The sequence below is a fragment of the Ensifer sp. B1-9 genome (assembly GCF_050474445.1).
In the GTDB taxonomy this organism is placed as follows: domain Bacteria; phylum Pseudomonadota; class Alphaproteobacteria; order Rhizobiales; family Rhizobiaceae; genus Ensifer.
In genome coordinates this window covers 51,657-73,281 of record NZ_JBCHVG010000003.1, presented here as the reverse complement: position 1 = coordinate 73,281, position 21,625 = coordinate 51,657, and the positions used below count along the sequence as shown (strand labels likewise).

The window sequence follows — 21,625 nt, the reverse complement described above, 5'->3', positions numbered from 1 at the left end:
TTGGTATGTTCTCTATATGTTCCTACTCGAATTGCGAGTCAACGACCTCAAGGGCAAGAAGCTCTCAAGAATGCAACCCAAGGGAAGACGAGTATGACGTCGGACGAAGGCCGCCAGTGTTCGTTGGTGAACTGCAGCGGATTGGAAGCGGGGAGGACTGAAAATGTGCAACCCTCTACAACATCACGACCACGCGTGACGCCGTGATGCAATTCACGAGAGCTTTCCGCGACGAGGCCGGCTGGAATGAGCCGTCTCTGGACATCTATCCGGGCGACCGAGCACCCGTCGTGCGCGTTGGCACGGACGGCCAGCGCGAGATCGCACGCACTACGTGGGGCATGCCCTTCCCGCCCGAAGTCGTAAAGAACTACGACCCCGGCGTCACCAAGATCCGCAATCTCAATTCGCCGCATTGGAGACGCTGGCTCGCTCCTACCAGCCGCTGCGTCGTGCCGTTCACCTCCCTTGCGGAGCCCGATCCCGCAAGCAAGGTGACCGGCCGTCAGGTCATGGCGGCCTCGCCGAGGTGACGGCTATGGAAACGCCAGGCCGACCACGCAAGATCATCCATGTGGACATGGACGCCTTCTATGCGTCCGTCGAGCAACGGGACAATCCCGAGCTGCGCGGGCTCCCGATCGCCGTCGGCCATGGCGAAGCGCGCGGCGTCGTCGCGGCGGCAAGCTATGAGGCGCGGAAGTTCGGCGTCCATTCGGCGATGCCATCGGTGACTGCCAAACGCAAATGCCCCGAGTTGATATTCGTGAGACCGCGCTTCGGTGCCTATCAAGCGGTGTCTCAGCAGATCCACGCGATCTTTGCGGAATACACGCCTCTGATCGAGCCGTTGTCGCTCGACGAGGCCTATCTCGACGTGACGGAGAACCTGAAGGGAATAGGAGTTGCAACCGAAATTGCCGAGGAAATCCGTGGAAAGATCAAGGCACGGACCGGGCTGACTGCGTCCGCCGGCGTTTCCTACAATAAGTTCCTCGCCAAGATGGCATCCGACCAGAGGAAACCCGACGGCCTCTTCGTCATCACGCCGAAGAATGGTCCGGCCTTCGTCGAGGCGTTACCCGTCAAGAAGTTCCATGGCGTAGGACCGGCAACAGCCGAGCGCATGCACAGGCTCGGTATAGAAACCGGTGGTGATCTCAAGGCTTGCGATCTTGCCTTCCTGCAGCAGCACTTCGGTAAATCGGGACCGTACTTCTACTGGATCGCCCGCGGCGTCGACGAGCGACGGGTGAAACCCGATCGTGTGCGCAAGTCGATCGGAGCGGAAGACACGTTCTCGGCCGATATCCACGATTTCGAAACGGCACGCTCGGGGCTGCAGCCGTTGATCGAGAAGGTCTGGCGTTATTGCGAGGTAAACCGCATTCAGGCCAAGACGGTCACGCTGAAGGTGAAATGGGGTGATTTCACGCAGATCACCCGGAGCAAGACCGTTACCGCCCCGATCGCAAGCGCCGGCGAACTCGCCGACGTCGCGATGCTCCTGCTCTCGCCGCTTTTCCCGGTCGCGAAAGGTATTCGGCTTTTGGGCATGTCGCTATCATCGCTCGACAGCGCAAGCATCGAAGACAAACATCAACTCGCGTTCGCGCTTTAAGCTTGTCCGGCCGGAACCGTCCGCCCCGGCCTAATGTCGCTCTTTTGACATGTTGTGCGGCATATCCTCACGGAGGACTTTGCCAGACTGCTGCAGGCACGAACTTTGACACGCCAGAAGCCTTCCATATCGAAATCGTCGCGAGAAAGCAGCGGGCCGGTTCCGGCACGCAAGAGGGAAATAACCAAGGCCGAAGAGATCAATGCTCTCCTCACACGGCCGATCGCAATCTTGCCGATAAAAGTTGGCGATCCAATCCGGCCGTTTGCCTTGGGCCTATGGAATGAGATTCGATGCCTTCTGAAGCCGGAGATCAGCGTGTCAACGCTACGCAAGGCGACGGGGGCCTATATCCGTTCGAGAAGCTATCAGATCGCGGTTGCGCGGCAGGATTCGTCCCGACACGACATTAACGGCGTGCCGATCGATTTCGTATCCGACGCCGATCGATTGGATGCTCACCAGAAGTACGAAAGCTTCAGGATACGCGACGGGAAACGCAAGCCAAGCGTATGTCCCCCTCTCGCTCTTCCTGCACCGCCTTCCAAGACAGAATTGATCCGCACGGCCCTTCTTGATAGACGCCGGCCTCCTAAGACCGGGTAAGCCCATGCCAGTATTGGCGCGGTTCAAAGACAGCTTCACGCCGCCTTGAAGCGGTCGAAAGCCGTCAGGTGCTTGACAGGCGGATCAGCCTCATCCCAGCGATAGATATCCGAGCGCAGGTATCGAAGCTCGTCCTCGAGAGCATCCTCGCCAACTTCGATCCACCATGATTTCGGGCGCCCGTCACTTCCGTCCGACCAGCGATAGCCGCGTGCCTTCAAATGGTCTTTCATGTCGAATGGACTGTTCTCCGCAAACACACGAACCCGAGATCGCTGGCTTGCCTCATAAAGTTCGGCAAACGGCGTACGGCTCGCGCCGTCCTCGCCCTTTGCCAAGACCTCCAGGAGCGCGAAGCAATCATCGACGGCTCGATGTCCATCGTGGAAGTAACCCGCCTGCCCGATCAGGTAACCAAGCTTGGTGCCTTCAAAGCCGCGAGACACCCAATCAATTTCGGAGACAGAGCAAGCCCAGGCCTTGCCCGCGAAGAGAGGAGAAAAGCCTTCGCAGAAGGGGCGATCGAAACCGGCGTTGTGTGCAACGATGAGATCCGCAGGCTCGATGATCGCGCGCAATGCCTGAATGTCGATCATCCGGTCAACAACCATCTCGTCCGTAATTCCGGTCAGGCGCGTGACCTCAGGCGGAATCGAAACGCTTGGTTGCTGCAGCCCTGCATAAACGCCGCTTACATCGCCCACGTTGCCGGCCTCGTCGAACGTAAACGCGATGGCGCCAATCTCGATGATCTCGTCCTTGCGATGGTTGAGGCCGGTCGTTTCCGTATCGAGGATGACGCCTTTCAAGGGAAATTCGGCGCGCAATGCAGTTCCTATGGGGCGCGGCTCAAGCTTTGTGAGTATCCGAAATCTACCTGTAGCGCGAAGGTGTCGGACCATCTCCTCATCGCTGAGACCGGTTGAAACCTGTCGCTTCATACTTATTGGACGAGCAGCTTTGGAGGGGACCGGCTTATCGGGAGCAAATAGGTCGAACTGTTGCGTCATTCGTTTCCTCGAAATCGTTCCCGAATCTGTTCCCCGAATCCAATGCCCGGAAGCTCGGATCTAAGCCATACGCCTGAACGAACTCCCCGGAAATTGCGGAAGCGATGGAAAGCAGCGAACGCAGCGATTTTGCACAATGATAACCGTAACGTTCCCTGGATCTCGAATTCACGGAGCAAAGGCAAATACTCGCCCCAATCCCCCTGAAATGGCTATAGCTCCGGAAGCAAAAGGTGGACTTCAGGCCTGGCAAGAACAAGGTGAGGCTTGGGCAAGTGGGACGTCGATCGTTCCTCACTATAGTTCCCCCTGGGAACGGCCAGTTCTAACGGACTACCTAAGATTGGTGTCGTTCAAATCAGTCATGGATACGTCAGATGTCTAAATCAATCAGCAAGACACTTCCGCGGATTTGCTCAAGAAGAGGTCCTCGGTCGCCTCGGCTCTTGCACGCCGCAAACGACAACCTTCTTCCTGGCAACTGGCCATCATTAGACACGTCCATTCCCATTGTTGGCGGCACTGCTCCATGCGATCGGTACGATCCTTGGAAAGACGCTCGGCGACCAGCGTCCGGAGGTCACGACGCTGATACAGGCCCTCATCGCTGCCGTGCTGCTTCTCGCCGTGCCGGAGGTTACGAAGTCCGTACCGGCGGCATAGTGGAAGTGGCTGATCTGCCTCGGCGTCATCCATACCGGCATTGCCTACACCCTGATGTTCTGGGCGCTGCCGAAGCTCTCGACCCCGACCATCGGCGTTCTAGCCTTCGTCTTCCCTCTGGTAGCCATCATCGTGGACTGGCTTGTTTTACCAGCAGTCGCTAGACTAAGACTAGGTCCGCTTCAGGCAGCTGGAATGGGCCTCATCATGGTCGGCACGCTCGGCGTGCAACTCGGATGGAGTTTGGGAATGCACAAGGAAACCGTCGCGACCTGATAATCGGGGCTGTGTCCGTTGCTGTTTCGGCGCACCGCTGGTACTTCCCGCTGTTGGTGTAGGCTTACACGTCAGCAGAAAGGGACTTGCCATAGCGGTGGAGCAGTTGCGCGACGTCGCTTTGCATGGCAGTCAGGGGATGCGTCGCCTTCACATCGAAGGCGATCGGCTTGCGCTCGAAGACAGCGTAGCAGACGTCGCCGGGATCGTGTCGAGACAGATAGGCAATGCCGTCAGGCTCCTCCGGATGGTCCCAGAGTGCATCTGCCCATGGACCGCACGGCTCGTAGGGGCCAGTCGAGATTGAGTTATCCGTGCCGAGGATCTGCAGCCCGGCGCCGTGCATCGTCACCACGCGCAGAGCCGCCCGGCTGCTGAGCTCCGTTACCGACCGGGTGACAATTTCGCGTTCTGCAACCATCAGTCGTTGCGGATTGCGCAGGATCGTCTCGGCGAACACGCCGGCGAAGGCGTGGCCGACATAGAGCACGCCGAAGCGTCCGCTCGCGCTGTCGAACCGATAGACCGGATCGTTGCCGGCTCCCGGTCCGTAAAACACCGGATCAAGGTTCGATCGGTGAATCCGGTGCTGAATCCGGTGCAGCACCTGCCCGGCCGGAACGGTCGTGATCGGCAAGTTCGAGTTCTTCAGCCAATCGGCGGCTGCGGCGCCGCCCCGGACGGTCCTCGCACCGCCGGGGCCATCAGGCGAAGCCGTCGCCGGCATTGGCGCGGACTAGCCGCTCGACCGCGCCGAGATCACCCTGGCGCAAAGCCTCCAACGGCGATCGGCCGCCGAGCGCGCCGTCCTGCGCGAGCAGGAAATCGAGCGTCGCCCAGGCGCCTTGGTCTGTGAGACCGCGAACGACCTCGGCTATCCCTGGCAAAACCTCTCCGTCCCGGAACTGGCAGGCTGGATATTTCCAGTCGCTTCCCTCCCGGACACCGAGGATCGCGTTGCCGCGTCGCCGTTTGTCAATCGCCTGGCGGGTTATGCCCACAATCTTGCCAGCTTCTTCGGCGGAAAGGAGGCCGCCGGCACGCTGGAGCAGCTGGTTCCGATGCTCGACATTGCGCGCGAGCGCCGGGACCATCGGGTCGAGATTGCTCACCGCCTCCCCGACAAACTCGGGATGGCTGAGGATTTGCGCGAGTGTTCCTGCGCCCGTCGGCGCACCGAGAGCCGCCGTCAGCGCCTTCGACGGTGTTGTCGCGGCAATCCGTTCGAGTGCCGACATGGCACGGCGCAGAAATGCGGCCTGGACGCCGCCATCGTCAATGGCCACAAGCAAAGTCGAATTGATGAGCTTTTACTGTGGAATTTTCTGCCTCAAATCGGATAGCCCGGCCGCAACAATGCGCCTGGCCCAGCCTCCCACCAAGACAAAAGACGACTTTTTCTTACGGCATCGGATTGGGTGGCAGGCAAGGGACACTCGCGCCATTGCGAGATCGAAACCTGAAGGCCTTTTCCACGCGGTGGATTTCAATCCTTGGCGCTTGGTCTTTCTCCAGGATTATGACGCCAGGGCCATCGTCACTCCCTGAGCACGCTCTTCGAAAGGCCTTCATCACCGGGCCATAAACAAAAAGGTAGCGACCAAGGTCGATGCAATTTGGTTCGCCCGTAGTCGTCGGGTTCCCATTGGCATCACACCTTTCTGTATAGGAGAAGTTGCTTGCCGCCGTTGATAGCCGACTGAGGGCGGCGCTCGAACTGTAGGTTTCCCAAAAGAAGAACAGGATGAAAGTGACACATCCAAAGAAAACGCCGAGTCTGAAAAGACCACGAGCAAGGCTAGGACCGGTGTCGTCATCTTGCAATTTGATGCTCCTCTCCCGACGTTGCCGAAGGTAATCTCCAGCGCCAGATGCAGGAAGACATTATAGATTTGAATGTCGATGGCTCCCATATTGGGGCCATCACTCGCGCTAAAATCGACGGCAACTTAGGCAGTTTGCGACCATCGATCGTCGAGGAGCGTTCACTCTGGAACCCGGGCGTGCCAGCACGGCCCAAACCACGGGATCGGCCGCCGCTTCCGGTGCAGTTGGACCCGGGCTTTGATGGCCCCTCCCCCGTACCTCGCTGAAACCGCAACGTAAACCACGACGGGATGACGCCCCTCCCGAACGGGATATCGGAATATCAGAAATTGAGGATGAACCCGGACACCTGCGGGTGCACATCAGTTAGTGTTTTCTATGCCAAGGCAAAGGCATGGCCGAGACCGTCCGGAACCGGTCGTGACAGCCATTCGCTCGGCAAGGTTTCGCGCAGCGCCTGCATGATGATCCCGGCCAGATGCGCGCCAGTCGGACCGATGTCCTTGTCGGCTCGGTGCAGCACGAGGCCGAGCGATGGCAGTTCCGGCAAGCCGTGGGAGTCCGGTTCGAGCAACCGGACCGATCGCGGCCGGCCGATGGGTGTGCGCAGCGCGATGCCGAGTCCGGCAGCGGTTGCCGCCCAGAGCCCGCCAAGGCTTGGACTGACAAAGGCAACACGCCAGGCAAGGCCCTGCCGATCAAGATGCTCACAGGCGATGGTGCGCAGCAGGCACGGCGCCTCCAGTACGGCAAGCGGCAGCGGCTCGCCGCTATCAGCGCGCCATCCGGGTCCTCCCTCCGCCGCATCGAGCCAGCAAAGCGGCAAGGCAGCGATCCGCTCTGCGGTTACGGCGGCCGTGCCGTCGTCCCACGCCAGGGCCAGATCGAGATGGCCTGAGGCGATCCTGTCGACCAACTCACCGTTACGCGCGATCCGCCCCTCGATCCTGACCTTGGGATGGGCGCGGGCAAAGCGGCCGAGCACCTGCGGCAATACCGTCTCCCCGAAATCCTCCTGAAGGCCAAGCCGTATCCAGCCCTCCAGTTCCACGCCCCGCACAGCGCTTACCGCCTCGTCGTTCAGGTCGAGCAAGCGACGGGCATAGGACAGGAGCGCTTCTCCGCCATCGGTCAGCGTCAGTCCGCGCCCCGACTTGCGCACCAGCGCGACGCCGGCCTGCTCCTCCAGCTTCTTGAGCTGGGCGCTCACTGCGGAGGTCGAGCGGCCCAGCCGGTCGGCCGCTCGCGCGAACGATCCCGCCTCCATGCCGATCACGAAACTGCGCAGGGCATCCATGTCGAGGTTGGTGAAGCGCACGGCAATGATCCCAAATATCAGGATCAACTATCCTGAATAATCTGATTTTCGGGATTATTGTGCCGCTCCATAGTAGACGTGTCAATCGCACCCGGAGAAAGCCATGCCATTCACCCGAATATCGCTGCTGGCGGGAAAGTCCCCCGAATATCTCGCCTCCGTTTCGGACAGTCTTGATCGTGCCCTCGTCGAATGTTTCGAGGTGCCGGAAAAAGACCGCTTCGTCGCTATCCATCAGCATCAGCCCGGAGAACTGATTTTCGACCGCACCTATCGCGGCGGCCCGCGTTCGCGAGACTACATCTTCTTCCATATCACGACGGGAAGAGAGCGCTCGCCGGAGACCAAGGCGCGCTTTTATCGCCGGCTGGCCGAATGCCTTGCCGACGCGCCCGGTGTCCGGCCGCAGGACGTGATGGTGACGATCGTCAACTCGACCTTCGAGGACTGGTCTTTCGCATCCGGCATTTCCGCGGCCGCGCCGGCGGGGGGAGGCGACCAATGACCAATCCCTTCGACATGAAGAACGCCTGCCCGCTGGTCATGACCGTTCAGCGTGCCGGCAGTGACATCAGACGCGCACCGGAAGGCGTCGCAACCGGCCCCTTCCTCTTTCAGATGCTGCTGTCGAGCCGGACGGACGGCGAGATGACGGCCATGCGAGCCTTCCTCGAGCCCGGTGTCGTCACGCATTGGCACACCCATCCACGCGGGCAGCTTCTGTTGGTGCTCGACGGCGTTGGCCTCGTCCAGCGCGATGGCGGCCATATCACGGAGATCCGGGCCGGAGACAGCGTCTGGTTCGCTCCCGGAGAGCGCCATTGGCATGGCGCAAATCCTGTCAGCCCCTTCAGCTACATCAGTGTCCAACCGGTGCAGGATGGAACCGCCGTCCACTGGATGGAGCCGGTCGAGGAGCTGGGGGAACGCCCATGATCGCAATGCAATACAGCTTTACCCTGCCGGTCGACTACGACATGGAAATCATCGACCGGCGCATCCGCGACAAGGGGCCGATGTTCGACGGCTTCCCGCGCCTGCGCTTCAAAGCGTATCTCTCTGCCCGCAAGCAGAATGACAGCTTCGCCAGCGCCGAAAATCTCTATGCGCCTTTCTATCTCTGGGAGAATCCGAAAGGGCTCAGCGATTTCCTGGCCAGTCCCGGCTTTGCCGCGCTGACCCGAGATTATGGGTGGCCGACGGTGCGGACTTGGATGGTCTGGCACGCCGAACTCGGCTCTGACTTTTGCAAGGCACGGTTCGCGAGCCGGGAGATCACGCCGATCGCGCCTTATTCCGATCTGGCGTCACGGCGGAATGAGGCGGTCGCCTTTGCCGAAGCGGCTGTTCGCGGCGGAGCGCTGGCAGCGGTCGCGGCATTCGACCCGACGGGCTGGACGATGGTGCGGTTCCGCCTTTGGGAAACGCCCCCCACAACAGAGAGGGATACGGTGCAGACTTATACAGTTGGGCATATCTCGCTGCCCAAGATGCCGTCCTGAAACTCGGAGGGGGTTAATGAGGCGCGCATAGAGCCTTCCTCTACGGGCTTCTTCTCCTCCGCAACAGTGGCGAGAGAAGCGGCGTGGCTTCTACACCAGATGGGAACGCCGGTCCGATCCTTTGCATCGCCGGCGGCTCCGGTCTCGCACCGATCAAATCGATCGTCGAGACCGCCCTTGCGCAAGGCATGAAACAACCGATCCACGTCTACTTCGGCGCCCGCACCGAGCGTGACCTTTACCTCGTCGATCATTTCCGCGCGCTCGCCAAGTTGCACGCCAATCTTTTCTTCCACGCCGTCCTATCGGAGACGGATTCGGCACGATACCGACGCGGATTTGTGACAAAGGCTGTCGCCGAGGATCTGCCTGACCTCGACGGATGGAGAGCTTATGTCGCCGGCCCGCCGCCGATGGTGGATGCGCCCGATTTATACGACATCGGCCTCCTTCCCCGTGATAACTAGGGGGTCGCCGCCGACCGATGGCGACAACGACAGGATGCCGAACAGCTTCGAACAGGCAAATGGGCTCAGCACGACCAATGCAGCTGATCGAAACATCGTCCCATCGGGCACGTACCAGCTATAGATAGCTTGAGCGATATCTCGACAAACGTCATCAAGAACACGAGGTGCCGCAGGCTCTTCGATTTGTCCGCTCCTCCCTTTGGCTCGCTGGGTAAGCACTCCGGACGCCGTTATTTCAGATGTCGATACGGATGCATCGCCTGCAAGCAGTGATCAAGCCGATCCAGGTTTGTGACGCCCGGGTCGATCGATTGCCCAGGCGATCGGCAGGTGTCCTGCAGACACCAATAGAGCTGCAGAGGGTGTCGGTCCCTGCAGCTCCGATCGCGACGCTTCTTCGTTTAGCTTGGGGCTTACTCGCCCTGTTCCATCCAAGGGAACCGCTTCGAACGTCGCCTAACAGCTCATATAGGGACGGCACGGGTGGATTCAAGCGGCGCGGCACCTGACGCCGCTGTCCTCGGGAGCCGTTGCGGCCGTTCGCGCATGATGGCGTGGACGAAGGTGCAGACATTGCGCACCAACGCGGCCGATAGCCGCCGTTTCTTGATTGGGGCACATGGACGCCGTCGGCGCAGAAGCGAGTATCTCGGCCAAACCCGCAGTAGATTCCCGGTCCTGACCTGAGCGAGCTTCTTTCCATGCCGTGGGCTTGAGAGTAAGCTTCCTGTGGCCGATCGGGCCAGTCAGGGGCCGCTCGATGGAGCGCAAGCTGGTCACCATCGTTTGCGCCGACGTGGCAGGATACTCGCGCCTGATCGGGCTCGACGAGGAGGGCACGATTGCGCGGCTGCGGGCGCACCAGGGCGCTCTGATCAATCCGAAAATCGCTGAGCATCAAGGGCGGATCGTCAAGACGATGGGTGACGGCTTGCTGGTCGAGTTCGGCAGTCCTGTCGAGGCCGTCCGGTGTGCCATTGAGGTCCAGGTTGGCCTAGCCGAACGCGAGGTCACGATCCCTGAGGACCGCGGCATTCGATTCCGGATTGGCATCAACCTGGGTGATGTGATCGCCGAGGACGGCGATGTCCTGGGCGACGGCGTCAACATCGCCGCGCGGCTGCAAGTCCTCGCTGACGTCGGCGGAATCTGCGTGTCGCGCTCCGTGCGTGATCAGGTTCGCGACCGCCTGTCGGTGGAATTCGAAGACATGGGAGAGCACAGTGTTCGGAACATCGCTCGTCCTATCCAATGCTACCGGGCCTGCTTCGATGGGGCCGCGCCAAGGCCGTCCAAGGCCAAGGTCGGAAAGCGGTGGCTGATTATCGCCCTGGCCACAGTAGGGCTGATCGGCCTTGGCGGCGCCGTCGTCTGGCTCTCGACAGCGATCGATGTCGCTGAGCGTGGCAAGGCTCCGACCACGGTCGCAGCACCGATCCCTCGGTCCGTGAAAGCCGACGTCGAGAAGGCAACCGCGCCGCTGTCGATCGTCGTTTTGCCCTTCCGCAACCTCAGCAATGAACATGACCAGGATTACTTTGCCGATGGGCTGACCGACGACATCACGACGGACCTGTCGCGGATTGCCGGAAGCTTCGTCATCTCACGCAACACAGCCTTCACCTTCAAGGGAACACCCAACGATGAACGGACCGTCGCCAATACTCTGAGCGTCCGTTACCTCCTCGAGGGCACCGTCCGGCGCACGGGCGACCAGGTCCGAGTCAACGCCCGGCTGATTGACGGCAGCACCGGCGGACAGCTGTGGAGCGAACGGTTCGAGCACGATATGCGCGACATTGCGGCCTTCCAGGACGAGGTGACCGGGCGGATCGTCAACGCGCTCAGCCTGGAACTCGTCGCCACCGAGGCACATAGGGCGCAGCTTGCCCATCCGAACGATCCCGACACGGTCGATCTGACGATGCGCGGCTGGTGGCTTCTACGCCAGCCGGCCGACAGACAGCGGATGCTTGACGCACGCCAGTTGTTTGAGCGTGCCTTGGAAAGGGACCCCCAATTCGTCCCGGGTCTGCTGGGACTGGCGACGACCCACGCGGACATGGTCTTCCTGACCTGGAGCGAAGATCGCGACACGGACCTGGAGCGGGCCGACGCCGCGCTGGCGCAAGTTTTCGCTGTTGCTCCGCAGAATGCCGTCGCGTTCTATATCAGAGCCCATGTGTTTTTCGGTCGAGGGCAACTTCAGGATGCGATCGATGCCTGTGAGGCGAGCCTGGCGCTCGACCACAACTATGCATCGGCCTACGGCTTTCTAGCTGCAATGGTCAGACTGGACGGCCATCCGGAGCGGAGCGTCAAGCTTCTTCAACAGGCCATGCTGCTCAGCCCGCGCGATCCCGAGATGTGGACATGGCTGCAATATCTCGGGCGCGCCCAGTCGGATCTCGGCCAGGCGGAAGACGCGATTGTGAACTTCCGAAGGGCGATCGCCATCAACCCTGCGGCCCCGGCGTACCAATGGACCCTGCTGTCGACGGCCTACGCGCGCGCGAAGCGCCCGGCAGAGGCCCGAGAGGCAATGGACACGTTCCTGCGCCTGTCTCCGCACCTGATGGATGGCAAGTCGGAAGAGGTCGTGAGCGCGATGCGTCTCCAGATCCAGTTGGCCGTCCGAGGCTACTACCTTGGCGTGATTGATGGCGACATCGGAAGACAGACCCGGAAGGCTTTGGCATGGTTCCAACGGGATCAGGGAATCCTCGTTTCCGAACAGGCTGATTATGAGACAGTTCGTCGGCTAGGGCTTTCGCAAGCAGCCTCGAGCTCGGTTCATTAGCTCGAATTCTTGTCGACATCTCAACTTTTCTTTTTTGCCGCCAGCCGCAGCGGCGCACGTAACTCGCGGCTCAATTAGCTAATTAACAAAGATGCCGCTTCGTTTATTAATGCAAAGTGCTATTTCACTTAGCAAAAGTAGATGGAAGACGACTGACGGAGGAAGTTCCTCGATACACTGAAATTCGCCTCCAACTGTACATATCGGGCTGTTCGTCTCACGGTCTCCGGCACAAACGATCCTGTCGCGGCCTGGCTTCCTCCGCGGCGGCCCGAGGCAAGGCGGGGCTTGGGCAAATGGGAGATCGAAGGTTCCCCATGATAGTTTGCGAAGAAAGCCGTTTTAGAGGTCCGCGGCCGGCCCGGCTCTTGCGCGGCGCTGACGGCCAGGAAAACGCGGTACGAAGATCTCGCCGCCTTGGACACCGAGCAATGAGTACGATCGCAGCGGAACCATTCATTCTGTGGAATAGAGGTCCTCTTCCCTCGCATTCAACAATCCGGCCAAAGTGCGCAGGCCGAGGTCGAGTTGATCCATCGTTGGGGTCGCCAGCGCTAGCCTGACGGCGTTCGGCGCATGGCCGGGCACGACCGCGAAGGTCGTGGAGGGCGTCAGGGCGATATCGCGCCTGGCTGCAGCAACGACGAAACTCTGCGAGCGCCAGTGGGATGGCAGTGTGAGCCACAGGTGAAAACAATTCCGGTTCGCCTGCACTTCGAAGCCGGCGAAACGGTCGGCCACGAGTTGCTGCCGGGATTGCGCGTCGAGCCGCTTCAGGTTCACCAATTCGGCAACGGTGCCATCGGCCATCATCCGCAGCGCCGCGGCGAAGGCAAAGCCCGACGCGGACCAGCCACCCGAGCGCACCGACGCCATCACGCGTTCACGCAGGCGAAGTGGCGGCACGATAAGGCCAAGCGACAGGCCCGGCGCGACCCGCTTCGACAGGCTGTCAATGACGACGCAGGATTCCGATGCAAGCGCGGCGAGCGGCAGGTCGTCCTCGAGAAAACTGTAGACACGGTCCTCGATGATCGGAAGGTCGAGCGCTTCGACGACTCGGATCAGATCGCGTCGCCGCGCCGGAGACATCGTCGTGCCGAGCGGATTCTGCGCCGTCGGCTGAATGTAGATCGCCGACAGCCGCGCCTCTTGATGGGCCTTCAATACCGAATCCGGCCGCACGCCATCCGCGTCCATCGCAAGCGGCACCAGCGTGATGCCCAAGCGGACGGCGATCCCCTTGATGAAGGGATAGGTCAACGCCTCGACACCGCATCGGCCGCCGGTCGGAACGAGCGCAGCGAGTGCCGCGGCAATGGCCTGCCGTCCATTGCCCGCAAACACGAGCTGCTCGGCCGTTGGGGACCATCCGCCTCGTGACAGAAATTCGGCCGCCACGCTTCGCGCCACGGCCGTACCGGTGCTGGTGACCTGCCTCAACGCACCGTCCAGGGCCGCGGGCGTTTCCAGGCCTGCAAGGCTCCTTGCAATCAGGGCGGTCTGTTCGGGCAGAATTGGATAGTTGAATTCCAGGTCTATTCGGATGCCCCGCGGTTCGCTGAGCGCCTCCGCGCCGCGTCTGGTCTCGCCCGACACGAACGTGCCCCGGCCCACTTCGCCGACGACAAGACCACGACGCAGCAACTCCGAGAAGACGCGGCTCGCCGTCGAAACGGCAATCTTGTGCTCATAGGCAAAACGGCGCTGCGGCGGCAGGCGGTCACCCGGCTTCAGCGTGCCGTTCGCGATCTCCGCGGCGATAGCGTCGGCCAGCTTGATATATTCCGAGTTCGACATTTATTGCTCCGAGTACAATGTTTATATTGCACCGAGAAGTATGTGCGATCATTCTTCTCCTATCAACCCACTTGCTCTTAAAACCTAGACGCTTCGGCGTCGCGGGCGCGTCGACGCGGAGGCTCTGCTATGGAATTGACCCTTGCGACAATCCTCGTCGCCTTTGCTGGCGTGTTTCTGATCAGCTTCATGCGCGGCGCATTCGGCGGCGGCTTCGCCATCATCGGCATTCCGCTCTTGTCGATCGTGATGGATCCGGTTGCGGCGGGTGGCCTGCTCGCACCACTGTTTATCGCAATGGACCTCTATGCATTGCGTTACTGGAAGCCTTCGACCTGGTCGAAACCGGATCTCGTGCTGCTCGTTCCCGGGCTCGTGATCGGGATCGGCATCGGCTACCTCGTGTTTCGTCTCCTGGACCATCGCGCCATCGCGATCCTGATGGCAGCCGTCACGCTCGCCTTCGTCGGCCTCTGGCTGATCCGAGGCGCCGGGGTGACGCCTCACCCACGCTCGAGCCCAAAAGCGATCGCCGCCGGCTTCACCTCGGGGATCACCACGATGGTGGCCCATTCAGGTGGCCCGCCGCTCGCGATGTACCTGCTGCCTCTTGGCCTCAGCAAGGAGATCTACGCGGGAACCACGAGCCTGTTCTTTACAGTCGGCAACGCGACCAAGTTGTTGCCCTGGCTAATCCTGGCACAGCCGTCGGTCGCGACGTGGAAACTGATGGCACTTTGCCTCCTCACAATTCCGATTGGTGTGTGGTCGGGCTGGCGGCTGCACGGGGTCCTGGATCAGCGCCAGGTCTACCGCGCATGCTACGGACTGCTGGTCGTGACCGCTTTGAAATTGTTGTGGGACGGCGTTGCCGGCTACATGAGCTAGTGATTTTTGATTAATTGCAGCCCATCCCTGAACGCCTTATTTTCCCTTGTAGGGTGCCTCGACAAGACGAGAGGTCCTCGGCTTCGCTGCGCCGTCGGACCGCTTCGATTTCCGCACCACCCCCAGATGCCGTTCAACGACACGATCCACGAGGAGACGAGCGATGGGCGCAACGACGCCGGACAAAATCATGCAGCTCGGCATGGGGTTCTGGGCCTCCAAGGCCCTGCTCAGCGCGGTTGAACTCTGCGTCTTCACCGAGCTTGCAGCCGGCCCGGCCGACCTGCCGGATCTGCAGACCAGGCTAAAACTGCATCCCCGCTCGGCCCGCGACTTTCTCGACACCCTGGTGGCCCTGAAGCTGCTCGAACGCGAGGACGGCCGCTATCGCAACGCCCCTGATACGGACCTCTTCCTCGACAAGGCGAAGCCGTCCTATATCGGCGGCATCCTCGAGATGGCCAATGCCCGGCTCTACGGCTTCTGGGGCTCGCTGACTGAAGCCCTGCTCACCGGAGAGCCGCAGAACGAAGCCAAGCACAGCGAGGACTTCTTCGCCGCGATCTATGCGGAGCCGGCACGGCTGCGCGGGTTCCTCGAGGCGATGAGCGGGATCAGCGCCGGTGTGGCACAGGCAATCGCCGCCAGGTTCGACTGGTCGAAATACAAGACCTTCGCCGATGTGGGCGCAGCACAAGGCATGGTGCCGGTGGCGATCGCGCGCGCCCATCCGCATCTTAAGGCCATCGGCTTCGACCTGCCCACCGTGCAGCCGATATTCGACGAGTTCGTCGCCCGGCAGGGCCTCGCTGACCGCATCCGCTTCCAAAGCGGCAACTTCTTCGACGACCCGATGCCGAATGCGGATGTGATCGTGATGGGGCACATCCTCCACGACTGGGATCTTGCCGAGAAAAGGATGCTGTTGGAAAAGGCCTTTGCAGCGCTGCCGAAAGGCGGGGCCGTGATCGTCTACGACGCCGTCATCGACGACGAGCGTCGCTTGAACGCATTCGGCCTGCTGATGAGCCTGAACATGCTGATAGAGACCCGCGGAGGGTTCGACTACACCGGCGCCGACTGCCAGGCCTGGATGCGCGAGGCCGGTTTCGTATCCACGCGCGTCGAGCCGTTGCTGGGGCCGGACTCGATGGTGATCGGCTTCAAACCGGACTGAACGGAAACCGCAACCAAACCGGCCATTTGCTCCGCGCCGGCCTTGCCACCTCGGCCGATATCGAGGAGCACCACGGTCAAAAACAGCTGGAGCACGCTCCGGCTGAGTTGAGGCGCTCGCGTGTCACATGGCCCGTGGGTGAGTTGGGCAAGGTTCTCAACGAGGGCGGCTCGGAGCACGCTGCGGAAGACTCCTTTCGATTAGGCAAACCTGCGGACCGGCCGCGATCCGCTGCCGAGGGCACCAGATCGACATGCCGTACTTGTGCCTCAGACTGCGTGCGTACCTACACTCGAGGTTACCTTCACCTGCTCGCTTTAAACGCCTCATATCGCGCTTCACGTTCGGCCCGGTATGCAGGATTTTGGTCTGCAATGAGGTCCTCGCGACGCAAGGGCTTGCCGCAAGATTCGCAGACGGGACCAGGCCCCGCGGACCCGCCACAAGCTAGGTGGGTGTAGTTGATGGCGCGACCTTCTTCAGGCGATTTGCACCATGTCTCGCCCCAGGCTCGCAGCGCCAGCAGAACAGCATAGAAGGCCTCACCCTTCTCTGTCAGGCAACACTCATGCCGTAGCAGGCGCTGGCTGTAGACACGCCGCGTGACCAGCCCGTCGGATTCGAGCTTCTTCAAACGCGCCGCAATCATCTGTGGCGTTGCGCCGGTCTGGGCTTGGATTTCCTCGAAACGGTGATTGTTCATCGTCAGTTCGCGCAAGACCAGCACGGTCTAACGGTCGCCGACGACCGAGTACATCGTAAACGAACGGATCGGCAAGCCCTTGCCCTGAGCAGGTTGCGACGACACAGCGCAATTCCCCGCCGGGCGGCCACGGCAACCCAATCAAACTACCCTAGCAAATCCAAGGAGCTCGCCATGAGCGGTCATGAAATCGTCGATTCAAGCTTCACCGCGATCATCACCAGGAGTATCAGGGTTGTTCTCCGGCCCACATTGCCGCCGGCTTTACCACCGCTGCGGACGGCAGGCGCATGTCGATTAATGTCGAAACCATTGGCGGCAGCCTGATGGTGCAGCATTATGTCGAGACGCTCGGCCGCAAGGACCACCTCATCCTGGAATCGGTGTCGGACATTTTCACGCCCACGGGCCGGACAACGATCAACGTCCTCTGGGAACTGAGCGTCAAGGCGATCGATGACAAGAGATGCGAGTGCACTAACCACGTCCGATCCAGCGCTACGGAGGAGTTCAAGGCATTCCTCGACCGGCAAGGCATTCCGTTCGATGTGTTCCGGGCGCAACGACAGCCGATGTCGATCGCGCATAACCAAGGTGAAACCCCGTTCTTTGCAGCCAGTGTCGAGCGGGCGGCGCGCAAGAACTAACAAGCGTCTGGATTTCTACTCTGGCCCAAAGCGAGAACTTCGCTTTGGGCCGAAGACTTGGCGACGCGTTTGGTTGTCGCTCCGTGCGTTCCAGGCGATCGGCGCGGTCTTTAACGTTCCTTCACCGTATAGTTCAGGACCCACATGTTCCGTCAACCGTCACGAACACCTGCCGCCACTCCCAGGCCCCCGACCGAAGTCGCAAGGTGAAAAATCAATGGACATATTTGCAGGTTACGGGAGCAACTGAAATCGGCAAGCAAAAACACAGCCATGCAAGCGCGGAAATGACCGCAAATATCAGCGCCGGCGCGACCGTTTCCGGGTCAATCTCGCCAAGGCATCCGGGCTATGAAGGGCCCCGCCTCGCGTTGAGGATAGATTGCTGCTTGAACCAGGCACAGGATCGATGCTAGCGGACTAGGCGCGATATGCGCACGCTGACAGTGTCAGGGCGCGAGACACTCTTCACAGATCCCACAACTGTCTGAGTCCATGCTCGTCGCTGGGCGCTTCTTCTGACAACAGAGGCAGGTGACGGTGTCGCGCGCCCTCCTGTTGTCGCGCTTCGGCGGTATGATTTCGATTGGATGGTCGGAGACCACTTGTCTGCCTTGTTGATCCATCTCGAGGCTCCATGTCGAGGCTGCTATGTCAGATAGGAAGCCTTGAGACGGCAGCAAGATGTGTAAGCGGCAACAGCTGCTTCCGGCGTCACTCGGCCGGGCGGACACGGGCGAGATGCGCAACCCGACTGTGAGAACGTATGGCGCACGAATGGAGATTGCGCTGACATCGCGCTCGAGCCGATACTGAGCTCATTCCTCACCGTCTTGCATGATCCGCAGCGCCCGGATGAGGTCCGCCGCATCGAGAAGAGCATCTCTCGCGTCCTCTGGTGACAAGTCTCGGGCACGCGACGACGCAACCAGCAAGTCGATCAGAACGTCCCTCGCCCGCCGACTACCAACCCTTTCGCTCTACTCGCGCATATTGCGGATCGTGTCGACAGACCGGTCAAGAAGACGGCTCATCTCGTGCGGCGTCAGCTTCTCGATCTCGTTGGCGGCGGGAATGGAAGACATGGCGGGGAACGTGTGGATACTATGCCACTTCAATGTTGCGTTTGTCGTACTCGGGTCAAACGAGCGTTAAAAAGCGCGCGTCCAGATCACGATCTGTCAAACCGCTTCAGCAATCCTTGAAGCTGTTCGTTCTGCAGCCGCAGCTTTTCTGTGAGCTGCCGCCTGAGTTGCCGGACCTCTTCATCCAGAGCAGCAACTTCGTCGGACAACGTCGGTGGCGGCCGCACGACGATAGGCGCTTGCTTCGGCTGCATCGCTTTAACCACAGCAACGGGCCTGGCTCTTGGCTTCCTGACGCGCCGCTGCACTTTTCTCAGGCGCGCCGATTGTGCGCGTTCCGACGCGTGATCGTCGACGCGCGGCGAATCGACCGTAATGGCCGCGGACACCTGCTCGATGATTTCGACCGGAACAACGAGGTTACCGATCGGGTCTGTCGGCTTGTCGGGCACGTCGACTGCCGCGCTTGCAGCGTCGTCGGTTCGATCCCATGGCACCGGCGCGCCCTCTTCCGGCGCGAGCGATGGTTGGTCCGGCTTCGAAGTTTCGGCTTCTGGGGGGCTCACAGGCTCCTTGATTGTCCGGCCAAAAGTCGCCAAACTGGCCAGGTATTTCCAGGGTGACTTCATCGTGGCCGTCATCTCACGCGGTGGCGTCGGCACCCATTGCTAGGACCGGGAAGCCACCCAAATGTCGGAGGAGGCCGATCGCGCAGACCGATCGGCCATCACCGAAAACGATCAGGAAAGTCCGAGCCGCTTGCGCAGGTCCGCGTTCTCGGCCCGCAGCTTTTCAGCCAGCGCCTTACGGAGTCGCGCATTCTCTTCTTCGAGCTGGAGCAGGTCCGCGATGTCGTCAAGGACCGGAGCTGCCGCTGCGGTGGTTTGCTTCGGCGCTCGGGTCTTTCCGGCGCCCTTGGCGCTGTTCTTTGTCGAGGTCCTACCGCTGGTCGCGACAGCGGTCACGCCTTCGGCCGACGTCGCGGAATTCTTCCGGCGTCCCCTTCCCGTCTGGACACTATCTGCCTTTGGGGCTTCGGCGGTCGCTTCCGCTGCGACGTTCTTCGGCTTCGGGCCCCGGCGCTTTTTCGGCGGCGCAATTTCCGCTGGGGCGGTCGTCGTCTCGACGGTCTCGATGTTGTTGTCGTCTTCCATGGCTGTTCCCTCTGCAACTATCGGGCTTATTTCCAACGAGGAAAAAGCAGAGTCAATGAGACTCTCCGGTCCGCAACAACCCGGCTGTCAAAAGACGGCGACCACGAACGCCAAAAGGCGGCGGCGAAACTCGTGGTACGAAAATCTACTTCTGTGAGAGTACGGGTTCGAGTCCTGTCGTCCGCACCATAACCACTATATCGTTCGTGGATGATGAGCCGCCGCATAGGCTCAGGTCCGCAGCCCAAGTCTCCAAGCATCGGGTGCCGCGCGGCATCGCAGGTGATCAGGTCGTCCCATCGATCGCGTCGAGAACCATTTCCGAGAGTTCGTCGGGCGTATGAGCGCCACTATCGAGAATTTGTGTCTCGGGGGGGGGGAGCTTTTCCCTGGCAGCCAAGCATCGGGCGACATTCGCCAACCGCCAGCCTCGAATCTCTGCATTTCGGTTCGGATCGGGATGCATGGCCTGGTTCGCTATACGGTGACGCAGGAGATCCTCGTTGAGCGTCAGGAAGATATGCAAAAACTGATCGTCGACGCGCATTACGCCGTCAAGGATCTCATCAAGATACTCTGGTTGCACCAGGGTCATAGGGACGAATATGTCCTGCGAGTAATGCCTTCGAATCTCTCTGATGGCCGCAATCGTCAGCCCCCTCCACACGGGAAGATCCTGATAGTCCCCGCTCGCTGGCGTGGGGACGGTCGCCTTCACCACGAAGCCGATCTCTTCGGGGTCGAAGATCAGCGATCCGGGTCGACGATCGCGCAGTCTCTCGGCAAGGGTTGTCTTTCCGGCCCCGAAGGGTCCGTTGATCCAGACGATCATGTCGATGGCCTCTCGCCTCACGGCTCGTATGAGAGCTGCACTCCTTCGCGCGCGGGAACTGGAGCGGACCCGAAATGCTGCTCAAGATAGGTGACGCCGAAAGATACGATGTCCCGGGCGTCGAATAAGTAGCACGGCGCGGAACCAACGATTCCGTCTCGATGACGACCGAGCTGCACGTAGGCGGTTGCGATTGTTTCTACCGCGTCCGGCTCTCCTTCAATGGCAAAGCAATCGAGAATGCCGTTGGAATCGAAATCCGCTGCTGTTTTCCATACGATCTCACCGTCGCTTCCAGCCATCGGCATCTCGTATGTCACTCTGCGCTTGTTGGGGATATCCGCAACCGCCTCGGCGTAATGCAACGCGGTAACGGAGTTCAGCGGCGCCCCCAATAGGAGAACCTTGCCGCCCAGGCGGACAAACCGTTCGACGGGCGATCCTTCGCCCAAGGCATGACCGAGTTCGTGAGGCTGCGCCAACGTCTCTGCGAGCGCGCCAACCGCGACCATAGATGCATCTGGGTGTGCGCTGCGCCGGGCGCCCGGAGCTTGAACAAGAAACTGATTCAGCAGACCGAACCCGCGGTACGTACCCGCCGTTTCCGGATCGAACGGCGGCCAGGAGCGACGGGCTTCATCATCCAATCGAGCGCCATTCAGCGTTTCCTCATACGGTGATTTGTCCCACGATGCGTAGCCCATCACTGTGCCAGACGGCCCCACAGCCGACCGTAGCGCCGCAACGACGGTCTCTGCTCCTCCTTCGACCGGACCAATCGCCTTCAATGACGCATGCACCATTATTAGGTCTCCGAGCTGGACGCCAAGTTTCTGAAGCGCCTCTATTATCGACCCTCGTGTATGCATGGTGATCTCTCCTCTACACCGCAAGATACCGTACCTATGCAACAGCGCTCTTTCTTTCGTTCCTCATTCTACGGCCTCGTTTCCGGTTGGGTTCATCCGCGTGCTGCCCGTTTCGCCTCCGTCGCGCGCCTGCGTGGCGGGGCCCATTATGGTGCAGGCCCCGCTGCCCAAGGTAGCGATCTCAATCCCGTTCGCGTTTCTCGGCCGAGCCGATGGCGAGATATGGCGTTTGGCTGAACAGAGCCGCCACGGGGCCGGCCGCGAAGAAGCTGCCGGCGATATCCGCGAGGAAAGCGACGCTGGAAGCGAACAGCAGAAAGATCGCATTGGCGCGGAGTATCAGTGCGCGTGTTGCGTTGGACATCGTGAGCTCCATT

At 60.8% G+C, this 21,625-nt stretch carries 22 protein-coding genes and 3 pseudogenes; 13 read left to right on the top strand and 12 right to left on the bottom strand.

Going from position 1 to position 21,625, the window contains the following annotated elements; genetic code table 11:
* Nucleotides 1–206 precede the first annotated feature (206 nt).
* Genes ACQ5BM_RS06095 through ACQ5BM_RS06085 form a run of 3 tightly spaced genes read left to right on the top strand, consistent with a single transcriptional unit; the run spans nt 207 to nt 2,227 of the window.
* Nucleotides 207–533 (top strand): hypothetical protein, encoded by a 327-nt coding sequence (locus ACQ5BM_RS06095; RefSeq protein WP_429809150.1) that lies wholly within the window; start codon nt 207–209, stop codon nt 531–533.
* Between the two features lie 5 nt (nt 534–538).
* On the top strand, nt 539–1,621 hold the full coding sequence (dinB, locus tag ACQ5BM_RS06090; protein ID WP_429809147.1) for a DNA polymerase IV: 1,083 nt from the start codon (nt 539–541) through the stop codon (nt 1,619–1,621).
* 54 nt (nt 1,622–1,675) lie between these two features.
* A complete protein-coding gene (locus ACQ5BM_RS06085) occupies nt 1,676–2,227 on the top strand; it encodes a ProQ/FINO family protein (RefSeq protein ID WP_429809145.1) in 552 nt (183 codons plus the stop codon).
* Between the two features lie 35 nt (nt 2,228–2,262).
* Here the strand turns inward: ACQ5BM_RS06085 and ACQ5BM_RS06080 are convergent, their stop codons facing one another.
* Nucleotides 2,263–3,237: a 3'-5' exonuclease gene (locus tag ACQ5BM_RS06080; RefSeq protein ID WP_429809142.1), complete on the bottom strand. Its 975-nt coding sequence runs from the start codon at nt 3,235–3,237 to the stop codon at nt 2,263–2,265.
* Nucleotides 3,238–3,750: 513 nt separating this feature from the next.
* Here ACQ5BM_RS06080 and ACQ5BM_RS06075 point away from each other — a divergent pair.
* Nucleotides 3,751–3,900 carry a hypothetical protein gene (locus ACQ5BM_RS06075; protein ID WP_429809139.1) on the top strand — a complete coding sequence of 50 codons (150 nt, stop codon included), beginning with the start codon at nt 3,751–3,753 and terminating at the stop codon, nt 3,898–3,900.
* Nucleotides 3,901–3,909: 9 nt separating this feature from the next.
* Entirely contained in the window at nt 3,910–4,176 is a 267-nt protein-coding gene (locus ACQ5BM_RS06070; RefSeq protein WP_429809827.1) for an EamA family transporter, read from the top strand.
* A 64-nt stretch (nt 4,177–4,240) separates the two neighbouring features.
* On the opposite strand, the gene ACQ5BM_RS06065 is transcribed toward ACQ5BM_RS06070, so the two are convergent.
* The 3 genes from ACQ5BM_RS06065 to ACQ5BM_RS06055 all read right to left on the bottom strand — a co-directional run bounded on the left by ACQ5BM_RS06065 (nt 4,241) and on the right by ACQ5BM_RS06055 (nt 7,321).
* Nucleotides 4,241–4,903, bottom strand: coding sequence for an RES family NAD+ phosphorylase (locus ACQ5BM_RS06065; RefSeq protein WP_429809136.1), 663 nt, complete (start codon nt 4,901–4,903; stop codon nt 4,241–4,243).
* The gene (locus ACQ5BM_RS06060; protein WP_429809825.1) at nt 4,881–5,414 is read right to left on the bottom strand and encodes a DNA-binding protein; all 534 of its coding nucleotides are present in this window, start codon (nt 5,412–5,414) and stop codon (nt 4,881–4,883) included. The genes ACQ5BM_RS06065 and ACQ5BM_RS06060 overlap by 23 nt, the downstream gene beginning before the upstream one ends.
* 965 nt (nt 5,415–6,379) lie before the next feature.
* Nucleotides 6,380–7,321 (bottom strand): LysR substrate-binding domain-containing protein, encoded by a 942-nt coding sequence (locus ACQ5BM_RS06055; RefSeq protein WP_429809823.1) that lies wholly within the window; start codon nt 7,319–7,321, stop codon nt 6,380–6,382.
* A gap of 103 nt (nt 7,322–7,424) precedes the next feature.
* Between ACQ5BM_RS06055 and ACQ5BM_RS06050 the strand changes: the two genes are divergently transcribed.
* From ACQ5BM_RS06050 to ACQ5BM_RS06030, 5 genes and pseudogenes are all read left to right on the top strand, one after another.
* Nucleotides 7,425–7,826, top strand: a complete 402-nt coding sequence (locus ACQ5BM_RS06050) for a tautomerase family protein (protein WP_429809134.1) — start codon at nt 7,425–7,427, stop codon at nt 7,824–7,826.
* Nucleotides 7,823–8,257 (top strand): cupin domain-containing protein, encoded by a 435-nt coding sequence (locus tag ACQ5BM_RS06045; RefSeq protein WP_429809131.1) that lies wholly within the window; start codon nt 7,823–7,825, stop codon nt 8,255–8,257. The genes ACQ5BM_RS06050 and ACQ5BM_RS06045 overlap by 4 nt, the downstream gene beginning before the upstream one ends.
* The gene (locus tag ACQ5BM_RS06040; RefSeq protein ID WP_429809128.1) at nt 8,254–8,823 is read left to right on the top strand and encodes a DUF4865 family protein; all 570 of its coding nucleotides are present in this window, start codon (nt 8,254–8,256) and stop codon (nt 8,821–8,823) included. Before ACQ5BM_RS06045 ends, ACQ5BM_RS06040 begins: the two co-directional genes overlap by 4 nt.
* A 104-nt stretch (nt 8,824–8,927) precedes the next feature.
* Nucleotides 8,928–9,290, top strand: a pseudogene (locus tag ACQ5BM_RS06035) (2Fe-2S iron-sulfur cluster-binding protein); the annotation flags it as partial.
* A gap of 763 nt (nt 9,291–10,053) precedes the next feature.
* Nucleotides 10,054–12,093, top strand: coding sequence for an adenylate/guanylate cyclase domain-containing protein (locus tag ACQ5BM_RS06030; RefSeq protein WP_429809125.1), 2,040 nt, complete (start codon nt 10,054–10,056; stop codon nt 12,091–12,093).
* A 456-nt stretch (nt 12,094–12,549) separates the two neighbouring features.
* Here ACQ5BM_RS06030 and ACQ5BM_RS06025 read toward each other — a convergent pair whose 3' ends face one another.
* A complete protein-coding gene (locus tag ACQ5BM_RS06025; protein ID WP_429809122.1) occupies nt 12,550–13,893 on the bottom strand; it encodes a PLP-dependent aminotransferase family protein in 1,344 nt (447 codons plus the stop codon).
* A 129-nt stretch (nt 13,894–14,022) separates the two neighbouring features.
* Between ACQ5BM_RS06025 and ACQ5BM_RS06020 the strand changes: the two genes are divergently transcribed.
* Nucleotides 14,023–14,781, top strand: a complete 759-nt coding sequence (locus tag ACQ5BM_RS06020; protein ID WP_429809119.1) for a sulfite exporter TauE/SafE family protein — start codon at nt 14,023–14,025, stop codon at nt 14,779–14,781.
* Nucleotides 14,782–14,944: 163 nt separating this feature from the next.
* Complete coding sequence (locus ACQ5BM_RS06015; protein WP_429809116.1) at nt 14,945–15,958, top strand: methyltransferase; 1,014 nt, start codon at nt 14,945–14,947, stop codon at nt 15,956–15,958.
* A gap of 304 nt (nt 15,959–16,262) precedes the next feature.
* Here ACQ5BM_RS06015 and ACQ5BM_RS06010 read toward each other — a convergent pair whose 3' ends face one another.
* Nucleotides 16,263–16,685, bottom strand: a complete 423-nt coding sequence (locus ACQ5BM_RS06010) for a winged helix-turn-helix transcriptional regulator (protein WP_429809114.1) — start codon at nt 16,683–16,685, stop codon at nt 16,263–16,265.
* A 150-nt stretch (nt 16,686–16,835) separates the two neighbouring features.
* Here ACQ5BM_RS06010 and ACQ5BM_RS06005 point away from each other — a divergent pair.
* Nucleotides 16,836–17,308 (top strand): annotated as a pseudogene (locus ACQ5BM_RS06005) (hypothetical protein).
* A gap of 818 nt (nt 17,309–18,126) precedes the next feature.
* On the opposite strand, the pseudogene ACQ5BM_RS06000 reads toward ACQ5BM_RS06005, so the two are convergent.
* From ACQ5BM_RS06000 to ACQ5BM_RS05975, 6 genes and pseudogenes are all read right to left on the bottom strand, one after another.
* Nucleotides 18,127–18,393, bottom strand: a pseudogene (locus ACQ5BM_RS06000) (hypothetical protein).
* Between the two features lie 86 nt (nt 18,394–18,479).
* Nucleotides 18,480–19,022, bottom strand: a complete 543-nt coding sequence (locus ACQ5BM_RS05995) for a hypothetical protein (RefSeq protein WP_429809111.1) — start codon at nt 19,020–19,022, stop codon at nt 18,480–18,482.
* Between the two features lie 111 nt (nt 19,023–19,133).
* Complete coding sequence (locus tag ACQ5BM_RS05990) at nt 19,134–19,547, bottom strand: SyrB-like regulator (RefSeq protein ID WP_429809108.1); 414 nt, start codon at nt 19,545–19,547, stop codon at nt 19,134–19,136.
* A gap of 286 nt (nt 19,548–19,833) precedes the next feature.
* On the bottom strand, nt 19,834–20,379 hold the full coding sequence (locus tag ACQ5BM_RS05985) for an AAA family ATPase (RefSeq protein WP_429809105.1): 546 nt from the start codon (nt 20,377–20,379) through the stop codon (nt 19,834–19,836).
* Nucleotides 20,380–20,396: 17 nt separating this feature from the next.
* On the bottom strand, nt 20,397–21,248 hold the full coding sequence (gene aac(3) / locus ACQ5BM_RS05980; RefSeq protein ID WP_429809102.1) for an aminoglycoside 3-N-acetyltransferase: 852 nt from the start codon (nt 21,246–21,248) through the stop codon (nt 20,397–20,399).
* Nucleotides 21,249–21,429: 181 nt separating this feature from the next.
* Nucleotides 21,430–21,612, bottom strand: a complete 183-nt coding sequence (locus ACQ5BM_RS05975; RefSeq protein ID WP_429809100.1) for a hypothetical protein — start codon at nt 21,610–21,612, stop codon at nt 21,430–21,432.
* Nucleotides 21,613–21,625: the final 13 nt, after the last annotated feature.

What these genes read in the sequence shown, in the direction of transcription:
- ACQ5BM_RS06095 (WP_429809150.1), top strand. Translation starts at nt 207, where the DNA reads ATGCAATTCACGAGAGCTTTCCGCGACGAGGCCGGCTGGAATGAGCCG.
- dinB (WP_429809147.1), top strand. Translation starts at nt 539, where the DNA reads ATGGAAACGCCAGGCCGACCACGCAAGATCATCCATGTGGACATGGAC.
- ACQ5BM_RS06080 (WP_429809142.1), bottom strand. Translation starts at nt 3,237, where the DNA reads ATGACGCAACAGTTCGACCTATTTGCTCCCGATAAGCCGGTCCCCTCC.
- ACQ5BM_RS06065 (WP_429809136.1), bottom strand. Translation starts at nt 4,903, where the DNA reads ATGCCGGCGACGGCTTCGCCTGATGGCCCCGGCGGTGCGAGGACCGTC.
- ACQ5BM_RS06060 (WP_429809825.1), bottom strand. Translation starts at nt 5,414, where the DNA reads ATGTCGGCACTCGAACGGATTGCCGCGACAACACCGTCGAAGGCGCTG.
- ACQ5BM_RS06050 (WP_429809134.1), top strand. Translation starts at nt 7,425, where the DNA reads ATGCCATTCACCCGAATATCGCTGCTGGCGGGAAAGTCCCCCGAATAT.
- ACQ5BM_RS06045 (WP_429809131.1), top strand. Translation starts at nt 7,823, where the DNA reads ATGACCAATCCCTTCGACATGAAGAACGCCTGCCCGCTGGTCATGACC.
- ACQ5BM_RS06040 (WP_429809128.1), top strand. Translation starts at nt 8,254, where the DNA reads ATGATCGCAATGCAATACAGCTTTACCCTGCCGGTCGACTACGACATG.
- ACQ5BM_RS06030 (WP_429809125.1), top strand. Translation starts at nt 10,054, where the DNA reads ATGGAGCGCAAGCTGGTCACCATCGTTTGCGCCGACGTGGCAGGATAC.
- ACQ5BM_RS06025 (WP_429809122.1), bottom strand. Translation starts at nt 13,893, where the DNA reads ATGTCGAACTCGGAATATATCAAGCTGGCCGACGCTATCGCCGCGGAG.
- ACQ5BM_RS06020 (WP_429809119.1), top strand. Translation starts at nt 14,023, where the DNA reads ATGGAATTGACCCTTGCGACAATCCTCGTCGCCTTTGCTGGCGTGTTT.
- ACQ5BM_RS06015 (WP_429809116.1), top strand. Translation starts at nt 14,945, where the DNA reads ATGGGCGCAACGACGCCGGACAAAATCATGCAGCTCGGCATGGGGTTC.
- ACQ5BM_RS05995 (WP_429809111.1), bottom strand. Translation starts at nt 19,022, where the DNA reads ATGAAGTCACCCTGGAAATACCTGGCCAGTTTGGCGACTTTTGGCCGG.
- ACQ5BM_RS05990 (WP_429809108.1), bottom strand. Translation starts at nt 19,547, where the DNA reads ATGGAAGACGACAACAACATCGAGACCGTCGAGACGACGACCGCCCCA.
- ACQ5BM_RS05985 (WP_429809105.1), bottom strand. Translation starts at nt 20,379, where the DNA reads ATGATCGTCTGGATCAACGGACCCTTCGGGGCCGGAAAGACAACCCTT.
- ACQ5BM_RS05975 (WP_429809100.1), bottom strand. Translation starts at nt 21,612, where the DNA reads ATGTCCAACGCAACACGCGCACTGATACTCCGCGCCAATGCGATCTTT.